This is a genomic window from Xenophilus azovorans DSM 13620 (assembly GCF_000745855.1).
Taxonomy (GTDB): Bacteria; Pseudomonadota; Gammaproteobacteria; order Burkholderiales; family Burkholderiaceae_C; genus Xenophilus; species Xenophilus azovorans.
Map to the genome: position 1 here is coordinate 38,352 of NZ_KN050769.1, position 14,773 is coordinate 53,124.

The following is a 14,773-nucleotide window of genomic DNA, read 5'->3' on the forward strand; positions in this document are numbered from 1 at the left end:
CCGCTCGCTCGGGCCGGCCGACCCGTGGGCCGCACCGAACTTCTGCGAATTTGACGCCGCGCGTCGTGCCATATACCATTGCGATATACATTTTCCCAGGGAGCGTCGCATGTCCATTGGCACTGTTTTCATCAACAACCGCACCCAGGCCGTGCGGCTCCCTGTGGATGTGCGCTTGCCCGAAGGCGTTCGCAAGGTGGCAGTGCGCGCCAGAGGCAATGAACGCATCATCGCGCCGCTCGGTCAGTCCTGGGACAGCTTTTTCCTGGAAGGTCCTGCCGTCAGCGACGACTTCATGGCCGACCGCGCCAGCCAGCACCAGTCAGAGCGGGACGCGCTCTGATGCTGCGCTACCTGCTGGACACCAACATCGTCATCTACGTCCTGAAGCGGCGCCCCATCGAGGTTCTGCCCGTCTTCAATGCCAATGCGGGCCGCATGGCGATCTCGTCCATTACCCTGGCCGAGCTTCTGCATGGCGCGGAGAAAAGCAGCCGTGTCAGCGAGAACCTGTCCGCCATCGAGGACTTCTGCAGCCGTCTCGATGTGCTGCCCTACGGACCCAAGGCTGCCCAGCACTACGGCGCCATTCGCGCAGCCCTGGAGAAACAGGGCCGGCCTATCGGTGTGAATGATCTGCACATCGCCGGCCATGCACGCAGCGAAGGCTTGGTACTGGTGACCAACAACGTGTCGGAATTCGCGCGCATACCTGCCCTTGGAGTGGAAAACTGGGTCAACGCCAGCCGGTGAGATTGCGCGACTGATGGGCGCCATAAGGCGCAAGCAGAACGACGAGTGGAATCAGGCAGGACCAGCCGGACCAGGTGCGACGCGCGTTCGATCATGCGGTAGGGCATGGTGCCGGCGTCAACGGCTCCAGCACTCCTGTTGGCTGGCGGTGGCACCCTCCACTTCACGTGCGCCGGCCTGCGTCAGCGTGTAGCTGCCGCACTTGTCGCCAGCCTGGGCGCCGGTGGGCGTGGCGGTCAGCTTGTAGCTCGCGCCGTCGTCACCGACGGCGTAGCTGATGGTGTAGCGCTGGCCGTTCACATTCTTCAGTTCGCCGGGAAATTTCGTGGCGTCCGTCAGGTACAGGCCGGTGGCGGTGGCCACCCGCTCCAGCCACTGCGCGGCCTGCATCAGCCCGGCGCGCGCCTCGGCCCGGTGGCCGCGGCGCACGTATTCCTGGTAGCTCGGCAGGGCGATGGCAGCCAGGATGGCGACCACCGCGACCACGATCATCACTTCGATCAGGGTGAAGCCGCGGGCCCCGGCGCGGAGGCGGTGCGGGTTCATCGCGCCTGCCTCCAGGTGGCCCGCAGGCTGGTGAAGGCGCCGGCCTTGAGGTCGTCGCAGCGGACACCGGGGCCGGCGATGCACTTGCTCCCGCCATCCTCGCCGCCCTTCTTGATCGCCGTCGATGCCCCTCCGCTGGGATCCTCCGCCCGCGACGGGTTGCCCTCGGACGGAGGGCTGGCATACGCATACACCGCATAGCTGGGCGCAGCGCCGTTCAGGACGTTGATCGTGGTCAGGAAGTTCTTCCCATTGCTCACGGGCGGGGTGCAGGTCTCTTCGTCGGGGTTCTGGTTCCCCGTGGCCGGGACCTTCGTCGGGAAGGTGAACAGGCGGCCGGACAGCCAGTTGGCCGTGTCGAGCGACCGCTCTGCCGATGCGGGCAGGTCGAGGTACCACCCCTTCTTCGCATCCGTGCCGCTGTAGGGCACCGGATTGGAGGACACGGTCCACAGCTTGGTTTCGTTGCCCGCCGTGGTGGCTGTGGAGCCGTCGCTGATGGTTTGCTGCACCAGCACCGAGCGGCCGGCGACGGCGTTGTTCCCTTCCGCGAACGAAATGGTGGTCGAGTTCGTCGCCTCGTTGGTGGTGCTGCCGAAGGTGTACTTGGTGCTGTCCCACACGCCATACAGCGTCTGCCTCTGCGTGTTGGTGCGGTCGCCGCTGGTCAGCTCGCGGCCCGTGCCAAAGGTCAGCATCAGGCCTCCATTGGGGTGGAGCAGCCAGGCGGGCGCCGTGGTGATCGGCTGCGCCGCGCCGCTGGCATCCTTCGCGGCGAACAACGGGTTGCCGCTGAAGGCCACGGACCAGTTCGCCGCGCTGGCATGGCTCAGGTCGAACTTCCACAACCGGCCCTTGAGGTCGCCTGCGTAGGCCACGTCCGGAATGCGGTCGCCGTTGAGGTCGACGAGCTGCGGCGGCGCCAGGCCGTTGCCGCCGCCGGCCGTGCTGTCGGCGGTGAGCTTGAGCAGTTCCTTGCCGCCGTCCAGGTACTGGATCAGCAGCACCGCCTTCTCGCTCGCGCTGTTGTAGCCGTTGCCCATCACCAGCGCCCAGCGCCCGTTGTTCATGCGCGTGATCTGCGTGGCGCGCGAGGGCGTCACCTGGTTCGTCACCGGCTTGCCGGTGATGTGGCCCACGTCCTCGTCCAGCGTGGCGGCGGCCGTCTTGTCGAGCACCACCAGGCTGGCCGCGTTGGCGGCCGAGAAGTTCCCCGGATCGGTCACGTCCAGCACGAAGTAGCCGCGGCCGCCCAGGCCGGGAAAGCCCGCCAGGTAAGTCTTCCATGCGCCGCCGATGTAGGCGTCGGCGGTGAAGGGCGAGCCGTCGACGTAGTAGCGGTGCGCGTAGTCCGGCCGCGTCAGGGCCGGCAGGGCGGCGTTCAGCCCCTCCGGGATGTAGGCGATCAGTTCCTTGCCGCCGTTGGTGGTGTCCAGCCGGGCATCGAAGCCGTGCAGCATGCCGTCGTTGGCGCCGACGTAGATCATCGGCCGGCGGCTGGCGTTGTTGGCGGCGAAGGTGGCGTATTCGTCGGTCGTGTAGCCCGCATCGGGCTTGCCGGCCGTGAACCACACGTCGGAGTTGACGATGTCGCCGTGCCGCGAGGCGCGCGTGCGGAAGGGCCCGGCAGGCGTCTGGTTCTGTTCCTGGCTGTGGTCGCCGCGGATGTAGGCCACGCGCTGCTCGCCCAGCGTGTCGGGCGTGGCGCCGGGTGTGGCAAGGTTGAGTTCGGCCTTCCGCGCCGCGCTCAACTGGCTCCATGTCCAGGAGATGCCCTGGGTGGTTGCGGTCGTGCCTCCGGTCGCAGTCGTGGTGCTGGCTGAAAGCACCACGCGGTCGGCGGGCGAGAAGGAGGCCTCGTCCATGATCGTTGCCGTCGACTTCGGCTTGGCGGGTTGTGAGCCGCTGGCCGGCACGGTGCCCCAGGCGCCGGTACTGCCGACCTGGCCGGTGCCTGCGGAGACGGCATAAGCGGTGACGCCCCCGGTCCAGTTGCTGGCGTCGTAACCCGCCGCGAAGGCAGCGCCGCCCACGCGCGTGCTGCGTGAGCTGACGGCGAGGGAGGTCACGGGCGCGGACTGGTCGCGAACGATCTGGCTCACGATGTCCCGGAATGCATTGACGAGATCCTGCGAACTTTGTGCGGGTACGAACTTGCCGCGCCCATTGAGGGCCATGTGCCAAACCTCGGAGCGCCGCGCGTTCTCCCTTCTGTTCCAGAGGGCGCCGTTGTAGACCGGGTCGGGGGTGAAGTAATCGCAAGGGTCGTTGCCGGGCGCCGCAAATTCTCCCGAGGCCAAACTGGCCGAATTCCAATTGCAGAAGGGACTTACCCAGTCGATGCTTCCTTCGGCCAACGCGACGTAGTCGGCGCCTCCATACATGTTTCCTGACCATTGCGGCCGGTAGGGGCCGAAATTTGCCGTCGTGTTGTTCCAGGGAGGAGTCGCCAGATTGAATCCGATGGTGTAGGTTGTCATGTGCTGCCATGTCGCCGGATCGTTCTTCGGATTCCAGTAGGGTTGCAGCACGACGCTGCCGACGCTCTCTGCATCGGGTGCATCCATGCGGGCAGGAACTTCGTTGGCCAGGCCGGGCTGGAGGTCCGTCGCCCAGTAGTGGAACGCCAGGTCCGACAGGGTGCTGACGATGGACGATCCCCAGGGGTCGCGATAGATCCTGGTCTGGTTGTTGGCTGCTGACGTGTCGTATAACACGCCATCCGGAAGCGTTCTGCTCGTGCCGTCCGCATTGCCTCCATCCACGGAGATGTGGCTGCCGTCGTCGAGGACGCCATCCTGAAGCGCGTTCCAGCCGCCGTCGGTCATGAAAATGGTGTAGGCCTTGCGGCAGGACAGCTCGGTCGTGTTTTCCGACGAGCCCGGGAGGCTGCGCCAGGGACTGAATGGTCCTGTTGTCCTGAGGTATTCGCCGGCTTGCTGGAGCATCCAGTGGGATGGCGTGAGGTTTGTGCCGGGTGGAGACCCTGGCAACGTGTTGCTGACCCAGTTGAGGAAGTTGGCCCGGTGCGTGGCCTGTAGCGGCAGCATGCCATTGAAGGCACCGCATCCCGCAGGGACGGTTGCGCTGGTTGCGATCTGCCGGCAGGTGTTCATCGACAGCCAGGAAAGCCGGATCGACCCATCGGGGACGTTGTCGCCGGAGAAAGTGGTTGTGAGCGCGTTCGTCAACGCAGCCATGCCCGTTGAGCCCATGCTCCCCGAATCGTCCACGGCGACGATGACGTTGGGCGCCGGAGGTTTGTAGGCCGTCCCCGCCGGCGCCGTGCTCAGTGCCAGCGGCGCGGCCAGCGCCGCGGCGGGCAGGCCCAATGCGGCGGCTGCGGCGAGCGCGGCGGGGCGCCGGCGCAGCGTGGATGCAGGATGGATGCGTCGTTGTTTCTTCATTCTTTTCTCCCTGGGACGTGCATGAGCGCTTGCAGTCAGCCCGCGAGTTCCTTTCGTACGAAGACGGTCTGGATCACGGCGCGCGTTCCGCGCTTGAGGCCATCGGCCACGGCGGTGATGCGGTAGACGACGCCGACGGGGTTGGCATCGACCTCGCCACCTGTGGGCGCGAGTTCGCCGGAGGTGATGGACAGTGGGTCTTTCTGGTAGCGGATGGGTTCGATCCAGTACCAGGCCTTGATGCTGTCGGCGTCGCCGGTGGCGAGCAGCGGGTTGTATTCGCCGCCGGCGTCGCCGGACTTGGCGCCCGTGTACAGGCCGTAGGTGGCGGCCACCGCCTTCATCGCGTCGAAGTCGTCCCCGTCCAGCCAGAAGGCGCTGGCGGTGGGGCTGTCGCCGCCGACGGGCTGGACGCAGATGCCCGCCACGCAGTTGGGAACCGTGCCGGGGAAGGCGCTCTGAAGGAATTCGAGCTCGCCTGCATCGTTCGGTGGCGGGAAATAAATCTCTCCGGCGGCCACGTTCAGGTTGGCACGCATGTCGCTGGACGGACGGCAGCCGTCGTGGACGGATGCGCACGGCGTGCCGTCGGGGCTCGTGCCCATGATGTCGAACTCGGCGTCGCGCACCATGGCCTGTGCCGCTTCCAGCGCGCGCTGGTAGTCGCTGTCGTTGCCGGTGATCATTTCGTTGAACAGTGCCGTGCGCGAGCCCCACAGCACCAGCAGGGTGGTCAGCAGCACCATCACGAGCACGACGAACAGAGAGACGCCGCGCTGGCGGGAGGAGGGGGAGGGCAGACGGGCCATGTTCACAGCGCGACCTCGAAGAAGGGTTGGCGGCGCACGGCGAAGACGTTGCGGAACACCAGGTGGGTGCGCGTGCCGCGTGCCGGGGTCGCTCCCTGGCAGTCGGCGTAGGTGGCGCCCGTGTCGGGCACGGCTTCTTCGCCGATCAGGTCGAGGCAGATCTCGATGGCCGACACCCGCGCCCAGCGGGCCGGGACCGCGTTCATGTCGGTCGCGGTGTAGGTGCGGATTTCGGGGGCGTCGGTGGTGCCGGTGTTGACGCGGTAGGCGACCTGGAAGTCGGCCACGTTGGCGATGACGGGCTGCGCAATCGGGCTGGAGGTCCCCTTGCAGGTCAGTTCGCCTTTGTCGTTGAGCGTGAACCTGCTGCTGACGGCGGTGGTGCTGGTGTCGCCGATGCAGTCGCGCTGGCCCGCCTCCAGCGTCAGCGAGGGCTGGCTGCCGACGGCAAGGACGTCCGGCCCGGTGCCCGCTCCGTCGGATCCGCTGACGACGGTGCCGGTGAAGTCGGTGAAGGTCATGGCCGTCTTGTCGGCGGTCGGATTGAGTTCCAGCGAGCCGGCCTGACGCAGCTGCAGGCCAATGATCCGCAGGGCGTACGAGGCCTGCTGCTGCAGCGCGCTGACATCGGCGGTGGTGCGCGTGGCGCCGCGCGAGACGATCAGCGTGCCCACGGCGGCGAGGACCACCAGCAGGCCGATGGCGATGCCCACCAGCAGTTCGACGAGCGAGACGCCGGCCTGGCGTCGGGAGGATGGGCGGCTCATGGCTGGATGTAGACGAGATGGCAGATCAGGCCCTCGGGGCAGGCCTGCGTGGCGGTGTCGACGGAGAAGTGCTTCGTGTAGTCAGTGCTGCCGGCCTCCGTCTCGCGCTCGTTGATGCGCCAGCCGACCATCACGCCCAGCAGGCGGCGGGCGCCGTCCTCGTCGGTGTCGGAGGAGGCGAAGGTGGCCGCCTGGCCGAGCGGCAGCGTCTCGGCCACGCTGTCGCGCCAGGCCTTGAGGTCCCAGGCCGCGAGTTGGGCAGGCGTGCATGCGGCGCTCGAGCAGTCGGTCGCGGCGGCGACGCTGGCGTCCCAGTCCGCGACGTAGTCGTCCAACTGATCCAGGCCCCGCGGGTTGGACTTGATGCGCTCGGACAGGTCTTCGATCAGGCGCACGGCCTGCGCGCGGCGCACGCCGGTCTGCGTTTCGGCCAGCGTGCGCATCTGTACGCCGAGCATGCCGAGCACGCCCAGAGCGAGGACGACGATGGCGACCAAGGATTCGAGGAGGGTCAGGCCTTGCTGGCGGCGGGCGCGGGTGTGGCGGATGGTGTTCACGTGCATTCCTTGACCTCTCCCGGACCCGCCGTGTCGGTCTTGAGGCGCCCGGCCGCAGACATGGCCGTCGCCAGACCCAGGCCGAGGACGTCGTCCGAGTCGTCGAAGGGGCGCATGCGGACAGTGGTGCTGGTCGGGCCGACGAGGTCGCCCCAGCCGCTGAACTTGAGGCTGACGCCGGTGTTCACGCAGACGAAGGCGCCTCGGGGCAGGCCGGACGCCTGCAGAAGCTCTTCGCCGTCATCGAGGGCGCCGTTTTCGTTGGCGTCGACGAAGACGTTCCAGCCGCAGTGCCATTCCTTGGCGCCGGCTGCGGTGCATCCGGCGGCGGCCGCCTTCGCCATCGTCACGCGGCCGCCGCGCTTGATGGCCTCGGAGCGGGCGAGATACAGCGCTGCCGTGAAGTCGCCCATGGCGTGGCGCACCTGGTAGCGCTGGACGACCCGTTGGAAGCTCGGCGCCGCGATGGCTGCGAGGACGGCCAGGATGGCGATCACCACCATGGCTTCGACGAGCGTGAAGCCGTGGGAGCGGGAAGGTGAGCCGGGGGGATTCGCCGGAGAGCGGCGCAGATGTTCATTCATGCCAGGCGGCATGCTATGAACTGAAAAAAGAGCAATAAAGTGTTATTCGATCGGCGGCTTCATCTGGCCGACGAATGGTTTGACTCTGTGCGAGTTAACCGATATTCGACAATTGTGCCGTTGGGATTGACATTTTTGAATGCTGAAGCGATCAAATGTCTCTCAACAGCTTGCGGAAGGCGTCCACGTCCTCGAAGCTCTTGTAGACGGAGGCGAAGCGCACGTAGGCGACGGCATCCAGGCCCTTGAGTTCCTGCATCACCAATTCGCCCACCTTGTGCGAATCGATCTCGCGCAGGCCGCTGGACAGCAGCTTCTGCTCGATCCGCAGTAGGGCCTCGTCGATCCGGGCGACGCCCACCGGCCGCTTGCGCAGCGCCAGCCGCATCGAGGCGCGCACCTTCCGGGTGTCGAATTCCTCCCGGCTGCCGTCGCGCTTGACCACCACCGGGAACGCGACGTCCGGGCGCTCGTAGGTGGTGAATCGCTTGTCGCAGCTGCCGCACTGGCGGCGCCGGCGCACGAAGTCCCCGTCCTCGGAGACGCGGGTCTCGACGACCTGCGACTCCGGGTGGCCGCAGAAGGGGCACTTCACGGACGGCCTCGGGCGTCGGTCAGCGGTAGACCGGGAAGCGGCTGGTCAGGGCGTGGACCTTGGCGCGCACCGCCTCGATGTTGGCCGCGTCGCGCGGGTTGTCCAGCACGTCGGCGATCAGGTGGGCGGTGGCTCGCGCCTCTTCGTCCTTGAAGCCGCGCGTGGTCATCGCCGGGGTGCCGACACGCACGCCGCTGGTGACCATCGGCTTTTCCGGGTCCTTGGGGATCGCGTTCTTGTTGATGGTCATGTGCGCGCTGCCCAGCACCGCCTCGGCTTCCTTGCCGGTGATGCCCTTGGCGCGCAGGTCGACCAGCATCACGTGGCTCTGCGTGCCGCCGCTGACGATGCGCAGGCCGCGGGCCGTCAGCGTCTCGGCGACGATCTGCGCGTTCTTCGCCACCTGCTGCTGGTAGGTCTTGAACTCGGGCGTCAGCGCCTCCTTGAAGGCCACCGCCTTGGCGGCGATCACGTGCATCAGCGGGCCGCCCTGCAGGCCGGGGAAGATGGCGCTGTTGATCGCCTTCTCGTGCTGCGACTTCATGAGGATGATGCCGCCGCGCGGGCCGCGCAGGCTCTTGTGGGTGGTGGAGGTGACCACGTCGGCATGCGGCACGGGGTTGGGGTACACGCCTGCGGCGATCAAGCCGGCGTAGTGCGCCATGTCGACCATGAAGATGGCGCCGACGTCGCGCGCCACCTTGGCGAAGCGCTCGAAGTCGATGTGCAGCGAGTAGGCCGAGGCGCCCGCGATGATGAGCTTGGGACGGTGCTCGTGGGCCTTGCGCTCCATCTCTTCGTAGTCGAGCACTTCGTTGGCGTCCAGGCCGTAGCTCACCACGTTGAACCACTTGCCGCTCATGTTCAGCGGCATGCCGTGGGTCAGGTGGCCGCCTTCGGCCAGGCTCATGCCCATGATGGTGTCGCCGGGCTTGAGGAAGGCGAGCATGACGGCCTCGTTGGCCGAGGCGCCGCAATGGGCCTGCACGTTCGCCGCCTCGGCGCCGAAGAGTTGCTTGACGCGGTCGATGGCCAGTTGCTCGGCCACGTCGACGAACTCGCAGCCGCCGTAGTAGCGCTTGCCGGGATAGCCCTCGGCGTACTTGTTGGTGAGCTGCGAACCCTGCGCGGCCATGACGGCGGGCGAGGCGTAGTTTTCGCTGGCAATCAGCTCGATGTGCTCTTCCTGGCGCTTGTTCTCGGCCTGGATGGCGGCCCACAGCTCAGGATCGGTCTGTTCGACCAGGATGTTGCGTTGATACATGGCAGTCCTTCGGTGAGGAGGGTCCTTGCACGAACCGGGCAAGGACTGCCCAGGCGAACGGCTGATCGCCCGCATGGCGGGCGGTGCGCTTCCCAGTGGTCATCCACGTCAGCGGGCGGCCACCCGGAGGGCGGCTGCGCCTCGCCTATCGCCAGTCGCGCACGCGTGGAAGTGTAACTGAGCGGTGCCGCTCAGGAGCCGGCCAGCAGGGCCACTTTCTGGTCGTCCGCCTCGGGCTTGACGACAGGCGCCACCACCGGCACCGGCTGCGCGCGGGGTGCCGGCGGCAGCGTGGGAACGGCGCGGCCCGCTGCCACCTGGGCCAGTCGACTGTGCTCGGCCAGCACCTTGGCGGCGTAGCCGCCGTCGTCCGGCAGGTTGGCGGCGCCCACGTAGTAGCGCAGCCCGGCCTCGACCGAGCCGGCGCGCGCGATGCATTCCTGCAGCACCTTGACGCCCACCCGCATGTTGGTGATCGGGTCGAAGGCCGTGAGCACGCCGCCTGCGCTCTCGTACTTGTCGCCGTGCACGCGCGTCATCACCTGCATCAGGCCCTGGGCGCCGACGTGGCTTTGCGCGAACGGGTTGAAACTGGACTCGACGGCCATGATGGCCAGGATGAGGTTCGGGTCGAGCTTGGTCTTGCGACCGATCTCGTAGGCCTCGGCCACCAGCACGCTCAGCGGCTCGACGGCCACCCGGTACTTGCGGCTGAGCCAGTAGGCCACGGCCGCCTGCTGGCGGGGCAGTTCGTCGGGGTGGGCCGCGGTGGTGCGCTCGATCGCGTTGGGCTGCAGGTCGGTCGCTTCTGGCGCCGGCTTGCGCGATTCCAGCCAGGCCATCAGGCGCTGTTCGCCGGCCAGTTGCAGGTCGGGCCGGGCCATGAGCGCGACCATCACGAACACGATGGCCAGGCCGATCAGGGCAAAGCCGTTGTGCACCACCTCGAAGAAACCTTCGGCGATGTCGCTCACGAAGGTCTGCAGTGATTGCGCACCGCTGCGCAATACGTTGTTCATTCGCTCTTCCTTTCTGTGCGAGGCTTCGAGCGATCGTCGTGCGGGCGTGGGGCCGGCGCGTCGTGCGACATCGAATCGCGTGGATTGGCAGCTTCCGGTGCCACACGATGCGCGGTAAAAGTGTGTGGTCCTCCGGTCTCGCCGGCGAGAAATCCGGCGGCGTCAGGGCGTCCTCGACGGAGGAGCAGGCGGGATTTTAAAAGTGGCTAAATACACGGTCAATTATGAGGATTTGATTCAATATGCTAAATGGGTTGTTGAAAGGCCGCCAATCGCGGCGCGCCGCCCGATTGAGAAAAGGACTTGCGGTCGCTCGCGCTCGCGCCTAATCTGAGGCCGCCTGAAGAGTCAGGCGCCTGCCAAGGCATCGCGGTCTGCGGGAGCCTTTCCTCCCGTCCAGCGACCCGGTGCCGCGGCCTCTTGGTGGCAATCCCTTGCCACCGCGCGGGTGGAACGATCAACTTCCGCCCGAGCGCAAGATGGCATAGGCCTTGGGCCGGCCGTCAAGCCCGGTGATCGAGCAATCGGTCACCGGGCTTTCTCTTTTTGCGCCGGGCGCCTGCGAGGCTTGATGCACACTCGGGGCGCCATGAATGCAGCGTCACTGAAGCAGAACAAATGGGTGCGGCGTGGAGTCGTCGCGTTGGCCGGCCTCCTGTTGCTGTGGCTGCTGCTGTGGCTGGCCGTCCCGCCGATCGCCAAGAGCCAGATCCAGAAGATCGCCAGCGAGCAGCTCGGCCGGCAGGTCACGATCGGCAAGGTGGACTTCAAGCCCTGGTCGCTGGAGGTCGCCATCGAGGACCTGCGCATCGCCGGCGCGGGCGAGGGGCCGGCCCAGGTCGAGGTGCGGCGCCTCTATGCCGACGCGGAGCTGCAGTCGCTGCTGCGCCTGGCGCCGGTGATCGACGCGGTCAGCGTCGAGGGGCCGACGATCCGGGCGGCGCGCCTGGCGGACGGCAAGTACGACTTCGACGACGTGCTGGCGCGGCTGACGGCCGGCCCGCCGAAGCCGCCGGGCGAGCCGGCGCGCTTCGCGGTCTACAACATCGCCATCACCGGCGGATCGGTGGACTTCGACGACCAGCCGGTGCAGCGCAAGCACGAGTTGCGCGACTTCGAGCTGATGGTGCCCTTCGTCAGCAGCCTGCCGTCCAAGCGCGAGGTGAAGGTCGAGCCGAGGCTGGCCTTCGCGCTCAACGGCAGCCGCTTCGATTCGTCGGCCCACTCGACCCCTTTCGCCGACAACCGCAAGACGGACGCGCAACTGCACTTCACCGATCTGGACCTGGCGCCCTACCTGGGCTACGTGCCGGGCGGCCTGCCGGTGAAGCTGCTGGCGGGCAAGCTGGGCGCCGACCTGAAGTTCGATTTCGAGCGGACCGAGGCCTCGTCGCTGCGCATCAGCGGCGGCATCGAGGCGCAGGGGATCAAGCTGGCCGACCGCGCCGGCCGCGATCTGCTGGACCTCGCCTCGTTCAAGCTGGGCCTGGCCGACGTGCGGCCGCTGGAGGGCGTCGTGCACCTGGACAGCGTGGCCTTCGCCGGCCCGCAGCTCACGGTGGCGCGCGACGCGCAGGGGCAGCTCAACCTCCTGGCGACCGACGCCCGCACGGGCGAGGAGCGCAAGGTCGCCACGGTGCCTGCCGAACCGGCACCGCCCGCCGACAAGGCGCCGGCCGCCGATGCCGCGCCGGCGTGGAAGGTGCAGGTGGACAAGGTCACGCTGCAGGACGGGCGCATCGGCTGGCGCGACGAGACGACGGCGCCGGCGGCCGCCGTCGACCTGACGCAGTTGCAGGTCGAGGCCGAGGGCATCGTCTGGCCGATGGACAAGCCGGCGCGCTGGCACGGCTCGCTGAATGTGGGGGAGGCGCCGTTCAGGTTCCAGGGCGAGGGCACGGACAAGGCGGCGCAGGTGAAGACCGAGCTGGAGTCCCTGCCGCTGACGGTGGCCGCACCCTACCTGGCGCAGGCGCTGGAGCCGTCGGTGGACGGCAAGCTCAGCGGCCAGATCGACGTGGACTGGGCCGCCCCGAACCTGAAGGTGAACGCGCGGCGCCTCGCGCTCGACGGGCTGGCGATGACGCAGGGCAAGACGGCGCTGGCCAGCGTGGGGCGCTTCGAGGTGGCCGATGCGCAGGTGGACCTGGCCGGACGCACCGTCGCCATCGGCAGCCTCACGGCGGCCAAGCCCAAGATCCGCGTCGAGCGCGACGAACAGAAGCGCTGGATGTTCGAGCGCTGGATGAAGGCGCCGGGCAGCGGCGCGCCGGCCCAGGTGGCGGCGCCGAAGACGCCCGCCGCCCAGGAGGCTGCGCAGGCCTCGCCCTGGAAGCTCAGCATCGCGACGCTGGCGGTGGACGGCGGCGACGTCACCTATGCCGACAAGGCCGATGCCGAGGCGCCGGTGGCGGTGGAGATCAGCGCCCTGCGGCTGAAGGCAGGGCAGATCGCGCCGGGCACCGCCACCGCGTCGCCGGTGGAACTGTCCGGGCGCATCGGCGCTACCCGCCGCATCGAGCCGGGGCGCTTCGACTTCAAGGGCAAGCTGGTGCTGGAGCCGATCGCGGTCGAGGGCCGGCTGGAAGCGGCGTCGATCCCGGCGCACGCCTTCAAGGCCTACTTCGGCGATGCGCTGAACGTGGACATCCGCCGCTCGTACGCCAACTACCGGGGCACGCTGCGCTTCGCCCAGGCCAAGGACGGCATCCGCCTCAGGGTGGCGGGCGACACGGCGATCGACGACTTCCGCGCCGACAGCGCCGCGCTCACGCGCAAGGGCAGCTTCGGCGACGGCAACCGGCGCCTGCTGAGCTGGAAGGCGCTCGACCTGCGCGGCCTGCAGGTGGCGATGGAGCCGGGCGTGCCGCTCAAGGTGGACGTGCGCGAGACCACGCTTACCGACGTCTTCGCCCGCATCATCGTGGAGGAGAGCGGCCGCCTGAACCTGCAGAGCCTGACGAAGAAGGGCGCCGAAGAGAGTGCGGCCGCCGATGCCGCCAGGCCCGACCCGACTGCGCGCCGCGCCGCCGGCGGGGCGACCGTCACCACCAACGAGCCGGCGCCCGCGGATGCCGGCGGACGCACCGTCTCCGCGGAGGAGGCCGTGGGCAGCGAGCCGGCCGCGGCGGCCGCGCCGCAGGCCGCAGCCGCGCCGACGGCGCCCGATCCGATGGCGCCGGTCATCCACTTCGGCCCGGTGAGCGTCGTCAACGGCACGGTGGACTTCACCGACCTGTTCATCAAGCCCAACTATTCGGCCGACCTGAGCCAGCTCACCGGCAAGCTCAGCGCCTTCGCGTCGCAGCCCAAGGACGGGCAGACCCAGCTGGCCGACCTGGAGCTGCGCGGCAAGGCGCAGCAGACGGCCGAACTGGAGATCATGGGCAAGCTCAACCCGCTGGCCAAGCCGCTGGAGCTGGACATCACGGCCAAGATGCGCGACCTGGACCTGCCGCCGCTGTCGCCGTACTCGGTGCGCTATGCCGGCCACGGCATCGAGCGCGGCAAGCTCAGCCTGGACGTGAACTACAAGGTCGCGCCCGACGGCCGCCTGACCGCCACCAACAACCTGGTGCTCAACCAGCTGGAGTTCGGCGATGCCGTCGAGGGCGCGCCGGCCAGCCTGCCGGTGCGGCTGGCGGTGGCGCTGCTGGCCGATCGCAACGGCGTGATCGACGTGGACCTGCCGCTGTCCGGCTCGATCAACGACCCGCAGTTCCGCGTCGGCCCGCTGATCTGGAAGGCGGTACTCAACCTGATCACCAAGGCCGTGACGGCGCCCTTCAGCCTGCTGACCGGCGGCCTGGGCGGCGGCGGGGGCGATGCCAGCACGATCGCCTTCGCGCCCGGCAGCGCCGAACTGGACGACGCGGCCAGGCAGGCGCTGGACAAGGTGGCCAAGGCGCTGACCGACCGGCCGGCGCTGCGCCTGACGGTGGTCGGCCAGTCCGACTTCGAGAAGGAGCGCGAGGCGGCCAAGCGCCAGCGCCTGCGCCAGATGACGATGGGCGAGAAGCGCCGCGCCGCGCTGCGCAACAAGGAAGACCCCGCGAAGATCGGCCCGGTGACCGATGCCGAGTACCCCGAGCTGCTGGAAGCCGTCTACAAGCGCGCCGACATCACCAAGCCGCGCAACATGATCGGCATGGCCAGGAAGCTGCCGACCGAGGAGATGGAAAAGCTGCTGCTGGCCAGCATCGAGGTGGACGAGCAGGCGGTGCGCGAGCTGGCCGTGGCACGTGGCGCGGCCGTGCGCGACTACCTGGTCGAGCACAAGCTCCCCTCGGAGCGCCTGTTCCTCGGCGCGGTGCAGACCAAGGCGGGCGGCAAGGACTGGAAGCCCGGCGCCGAGCTCAAACTCGATATGAAGTAGCCCGGCGCCCCGGCGCGGGCAAGGGGCAGGGCGCTTCGGGTTTCCGATGCCATGCTCCTGGGCGACAATGTGCGGCTCGCGCCGGCTTTGCCGGCGC

The 14,773-nt window shown here is 68.3% G+C and carries 12 protein-coding genes and 1 riboswitch; of the genes, 3 read left to right on the forward strand and 9 right to left on the reverse strand.

The annotated features are described in order from the left end of the window. Positions 1 to 109 precede the first annotated feature (109 nt). Positions 110 to 343 (forward strand): type II toxin-antitoxin system VapB family antitoxin, encoded by a 234-nt coding sequence (gene vapB / locus Q392_RS30815; protein ID WP_038218507.1) that lies wholly within the window; start codon positions 110 to 112, stop codon positions 341 to 343. Continuing rightward, on the forward strand, positions 343 to 753 hold the full coding sequence (gene vapC, locus Q392_RS30820; protein WP_038218508.1) for a type II toxin-antitoxin system tRNA(fMet)-specific endonuclease VapC: 411 nt from the start codon (positions 343 to 345) through the stop codon (positions 751 to 753). Before vapB ends, vapC begins: the two co-directional genes overlap by 1 nt. Positions 754 to 870: 117 nt before the next feature. Here vapC and Q392_RS30825 read toward each other — a convergent pair whose 3' ends face one another. From Q392_RS30825 to Q392_RS30865, 9 genes are all read right to left on the reverse strand, one after another. Beyond that, complete coding sequence (locus tag Q392_RS30825) at positions 871 to 1,299, reverse strand: type IV pilin protein (RefSeq protein WP_038218510.1); 429 nt, start codon at positions 1,297 to 1,299, stop codon at positions 871 to 873. Beyond that, entirely contained in the window at positions 1,296 to 4,706 is a 3,411-nt protein-coding gene (locus tag Q392_RS32530; RefSeq protein ID WP_084217507.1) for a pilus assembly protein, read from the reverse strand. The genes Q392_RS30825 and Q392_RS32530 overlap by 4 nt, the downstream gene beginning before the upstream one ends. Positions 4,707 to 4,741: 35 nt before the next feature. Next, the gene (locus Q392_RS30835; RefSeq protein ID WP_038218513.1) at positions 4,742 to 5,515 is read right to left on the reverse strand and encodes a pilus assembly PilX family protein; all 774 of its coding nucleotides are present in this window, start codon (positions 5,513 to 5,515) and stop codon (positions 4,742 to 4,744) included. A 2-nt stretch (positions 5,516 to 5,517) separates the two neighbouring features. Continuing rightward, positions 5,518 to 6,282 (reverse strand): PilW family protein, encoded by a 765-nt coding sequence (locus Q392_RS30840; protein ID WP_051954130.1) that lies wholly within the window; start codon positions 6,280 to 6,282, stop codon positions 5,518 to 5,520. Further along, on the reverse strand, positions 6,279 to 6,839 hold the full coding sequence (gene pilV / locus Q392_RS30845) for a type IV pilus modification protein PilV (protein ID WP_051954131.1): 561 nt from the start codon (positions 6,837 to 6,839) through the stop codon (positions 6,279 to 6,281). The genes Q392_RS30840 and pilV overlap by 4 nt, the downstream gene beginning before the upstream one ends. Further along, positions 6,836 to 7,423, reverse strand: a complete 588-nt coding sequence (locus Q392_RS31605) for a GspH/FimT family pseudopilin (RefSeq protein ID WP_169748374.1) — start codon at positions 7,421 to 7,423, stop codon at positions 6,836 to 6,838. The genes pilV and Q392_RS31605 overlap by 4 nt, the downstream gene beginning before the upstream one ends. Positions 7,424 to 7,574: 151 nt before the next feature. Further along, positions 7,575 to 8,018 carry a transcriptional regulator NrdR gene (nrdR, locus tag Q392_RS30855; RefSeq protein WP_038218514.1) on the reverse strand — a complete coding sequence of 148 codons (444 nt, stop codon included), beginning with the start codon at positions 8,016 to 8,018 and terminating at the stop codon, positions 7,575 to 7,577. A gap of 19 nt (positions 8,019 to 8,037) precedes the next feature. Then, positions 8,038 to 9,282 carry a serine hydroxymethyltransferase gene (gene glyA / locus Q392_RS30860; RefSeq protein WP_038218515.1) on the reverse strand — a complete coding sequence of 415 codons (1,245 nt, stop codon included), beginning with the start codon at positions 9,280 to 9,282 and terminating at the stop codon, positions 8,038 to 8,040. A gap of 40 nt (positions 9,283 to 9,322) precedes the next feature. Next, positions 9,323 to 9,451: riboswitch (ZMP/ZTP riboswitch) on the reverse strand. A 22-nt stretch (positions 9,452 to 9,473) separates the two neighbouring features. Continuing rightward, positions 9,474 to 10,301: a lytic transglycosylase domain-containing protein gene (locus tag Q392_RS30865; RefSeq protein ID WP_038218516.1), complete on the reverse strand. Its 828-nt coding sequence runs from the start codon at positions 10,299 to 10,301 to the stop codon at positions 9,474 to 9,476. Positions 10,302 to 10,890: 589 nt separating this feature from the next. On the opposite strand from Q392_RS30865, the gene Q392_RS30870 reads away from it, so the two are divergent. After that, entirely contained in the window at positions 10,891 to 14,676 is a 3,786-nt protein-coding gene (locus tag Q392_RS30870; RefSeq protein ID WP_038218517.1) for a DUF748 domain-containing protein, read from the forward strand. Positions 14,677 to 14,773 lie beyond the last annotated feature (97 nt).